At 29.9% G+C, this 3,366-nt stretch carries 3 protein-coding genes; all 3 read right to left on the bottom strand.

The features are described 5' to 3' along the window. Window positions 1-95 precede the first annotated feature (95 nt). The 3 genes from QO200_RS19205 to QO200_RS19195 all read right to left on the bottom strand — a co-directional run bounded on the left by QO200_RS19205 (window position 96) and on the right by QO200_RS19195 (window position 3,150). Entirely contained in the window at window positions 96-1,019 is a 924-nt protein-coding gene (locus QO200_RS19205) for a DUF5677 domain-containing protein (RefSeq protein ID WP_371543596.1), read from the bottom strand. A 157-nt stretch (window positions 1,020-1,176) separates the two neighbouring features. Continuing rightward, window positions 1,177-1,878 carry a hypothetical protein gene (locus QO200_RS19200; protein WP_371543593.1) on the bottom strand — a complete coding sequence of 234 codons (702 nt, stop codon included), beginning with the start codon at window positions 1,876-1,878 and terminating at the stop codon, window positions 1,177-1,179. 186 nt (window positions 1,879-2,064) lie between these two features. Beyond that, window positions 2,065-3,150 carry an alpha/beta fold hydrolase gene (locus QO200_RS19195; protein ID WP_371543591.1) on the bottom strand — a complete coding sequence of 362 codons (1,086 nt, stop codon included), beginning with the start codon at window positions 3,148-3,150 and terminating at the stop codon, window positions 2,065-2,067. Window positions 3,151-3,366 lie beyond the last annotated feature (216 nt).

Raw genomic sequence — 3,366 nt, 5'->3', positions numbered from 1 at the left:
TTTATACTCGAAAAATAACCGACATATAACCCTCTTAAAAGTTGTTTATAACTTAATGATGCTTTACATAGGAATGGCTGTTAGTGGCTGGCTTTTTATTTATTCTGGTTTTTCGATATTTCTAGTAAATTTAAATATTCATTTCTAAATTCCAAGTACCAATTCATAAAATCATTATTTTTTTCCGGCAGTAGTTTTCTTTGAAATGTCATTAAAGTTAATAACAAGAAATTTAAAGTATCAACCGAAGTCGATATCGCATCTTTCCACGAACGTATTTGAATTATTGATCCACTACCATCTTCATTTGTTAAAAGCACACCTTTATGAACACTTGTTGAATGAATGTTTTTTGAATAATATCTATAATGAAGTTGATAAAAACTATTTAAATTTATTTTGGCAGATAATTGTTCAAAATCTTGTGGTCCATTGAAAAGCGTAAACCAATTTAGTTTTTTTGTTTTCAGAAGTGTTCGTTGATATTCAACTTCTACACTTACATAGTTTGGAAGTTTCAAAAGTTCTTGTGCGTTTTTTTTTCCTTCGTCAAATTCTGGGGGATATTTAATTTCAAAATCTTTAGTGAATTTATCTTTCGCTATATTTGATTTAAGCTGTTTTCCTGTTTCAGTTGCGAAATCGATTTGCTCAATAAATTTCAAATCTTTATGTGCATTCCATACAAAATACGCTAATGAACGGTTTTTTGTATCCTCTTGAAGTAAATATTCTAAACTGAAAATACTTTCTATTAAAACTCTAACTAATGATTTTGAATTGTCAATTGAAGAATTTTTGATTAAAATTGAAATTGCATCAGCAACAGATAAAATATTTCTGAAAAACAAAATAGGAACAATATGTTCATCATCTTTTTGTCCTTTTTCTAATTCCCATTTTAGAAGATTTGTTCCGAAATCAATTGCATTGTCAATTAAAATAGACAAATTATTAAGTGATTCTGGCTTGTGATTTTCTAATCTTGGAAGTATACTTTCTATAGCTGAATATCTCATTAAATCGGTTTTTTTTTAAGCTTGTCACTAACGTTATGCCACTTTGAGATGGCTGGAAGTTCGTAAACGCTCAATTTTCGGCTTAACAAAAACTTGATGCGAAACGGTAATTCCACTAAACTCCAGCTAGCTCAAAATGGTGGTTGTGCTTAGTTTTTTATTTCGTTTCGTATTGATGTTTTTTTATTTCGTAATCAATAAATTCTTTCTCAGTCAATTTCAAAAGTATCATAGAGTATTTTTTATAGCCTTCAGATTCTTTATCCTTAAAAAAGTCTGTTGTCAAGTAATGAGTAAAAGGATGTTCTAAATCCTCAAGTTTAAGTTTTGAATATCGTTTTCTTGATTTTGGATATTGATTCCAGAATCGTTTGTAGGTATCATATTGTGAATCGGTAATTTTATGAACTAATTCCGTCATTAAATCAACTGGAATTTTATTTTCTGATAATGCGTTAAAATATTTTTCAATTTCTCTGTGAAATTTCTTTTTCGGTTCAAGTTTGTTTTCAGTTTTCCACTTACTCAAAACTAACGAAGATAAGAATCCAAAAAGAGCTAGGATAATTAAAAGCAAACTTCTGAGTGGTCTATAATCAAATGCTAATAATGGAAAAATACTAGTAGCTGTCAAAAGAGCAAATGCAATCAGATAAACATTTCTTTTAAAAAATTCCAGATAAAAATTAAACGCAAAAATTGAAATAATAAAAATAATTCCTGTGTAAAAAATAGTCACTCCAAATCCAACCGACTTATGATATATGGGATAAAAATGATACAAACTATCGTGCATTACTGCTATTCCGACAATTTGAATTATTGAAATCAATATTGGTCTTAGAATCTTTTTAGTCATTTTTCAGTAATCTATTTTTCGGTTTGCTAGGTTTTTAAAATTAAGCACAACGTTCCCGCGCTTTGCGAGGTTGCGAGCTTCGTAACCGAGTATTTTCTGTTACTACTAAATTTCTTGCGAAAGATAAACGTGAATTTACCACATAATTCGCAATCTCGCAAAACGTGTGTTGGCTGTCAGTTTATTTTAGTTATGCTTTTTAAAAAAAGTTGTTAATGACTTATATAATTGTTCAGGTTCTTCGGCTGGTAAATTGTGGGAAGCATTTTTGATGTAAACCAATTCTTTATCTTTTTTAGGAACATTTTTTAGAGCTTTGTAAATCATTTTGCCAGATTCAATACCAATGGCATAGTCTAAATCTCCTTGAATTACTAAGATTGGCGTTTTTATAGCAGCAAGTTCATTTAAAACATTAAGATTATTGTAGGCTTCCTGACCGTGAAAAACTTCATTTATGTACTCAAATTTTGCCATTACTTTTTCTAAAAGCTCGGGCGTATATTTATTTCTGGTATAGAAATCAGGGTCTTTTAAAAGCGCATCAATTTTTGCTTTCTTTTCTGGTTGAGCCCAGTAAACATCGAATCCTAATTCTTTCGGAAATTTAAATCTTATCGTTTCCATATCAGCATAAAAACTTTTAAAACCGCTTTTTTCTATAACATCTAATTTTTTCAAAACTTCATTAAATCTATTTATTTTCGCAGTATCATTCGTTTGCTTAATGAGTTTTTTCGCTAATTGCTTTTCGTGTTTGATTAAAGCAAGACTATTATGCCTGATATTTGCACTTCCCGAATTGCTGATAAATGAATTGATTTTTTCTTGATGTTTGATCAAATACAAAAAACCATACATTCCGCCCCAAGAAGAACCGATCATGTTTATTTTTTTATTAGGGTATTTATTTTTGATAAAATCTACCACCTTGTCTAAATCTTTCACAAATTGGTCAGTGGTAAGCATTGTTTTATCTCTAAATTCATCAGATTTTCCGCTTCCTCTTTGGTCAAAATAGACCATCAAGTAATCTTTTTCGAAAACATTTCTATAAAATTCGTGGTCTACATTAAAAGCACCAGGTCCGCCGTGAAGTGTAATAATTATAGGTTTATCAGGATTGCCAACAACTCTTGTATAAAGGTTAGTTTTTTCTATTGGTATAAAAAAATCGGTGTCTATTTGCTCGTTTTGAGTATAATCTTGTGCATCACACGTATTTGAAAATAAAAAAGTGATTATTAGGGATAATAAAAAGAAATGTTTCATTGTTATTTATTGTTCTTGTTTTGGTTAAATTGCAGCCAACGTTATGCCACTTTGAGATGGCTGGAAGTTCGTAAACGCTCAGTTTTCGGTTTAACGAAAACTTGATGCGAAACGCTAATTCCACTAAATTCCAGCTATATCAAAGCATCAATGTAAAAGCATAACTTTGAGAGTACTAAAAACGAAGATTATGCAATTACAAGACGCCTTTTCTAT

The organism is Flavobacterium sp. Arc3, assembly GCF_041431375.1.
GTDB lineage: Bacteria > Bacteroidota > Bacteroidia > Flavobacteriales > Flavobacteriaceae > Flavobacterium.
The sequence above is the reverse complement of the archived record's forward strand: the minus strand, read 5'-3'. Positions and strand labels throughout refer to the sequence as shown.

Bases quoted from the DNA above. Each gene is read 5' to 3' on its own strand.
- QO200_RS19205 (WP_371543596.1), bottom strand. From the start codon at position 1,019: ATGAGATATTCAGCTATAGAAAGTATACTTCCAAGATTAGAAAATCAC.
- QO200_RS19200 (WP_371543593.1), bottom strand. From the start codon at position 1,878: ATGACTAAAAAGATTCTAAGACCAATATTGATTTCAATAATTCAAATT.
- QO200_RS19195 (WP_371543591.1), bottom strand. From the start codon at position 3,150: ATGAAACATTTCTTTTTATTATCCCTAATAATCACTTTTTTATTTTCA.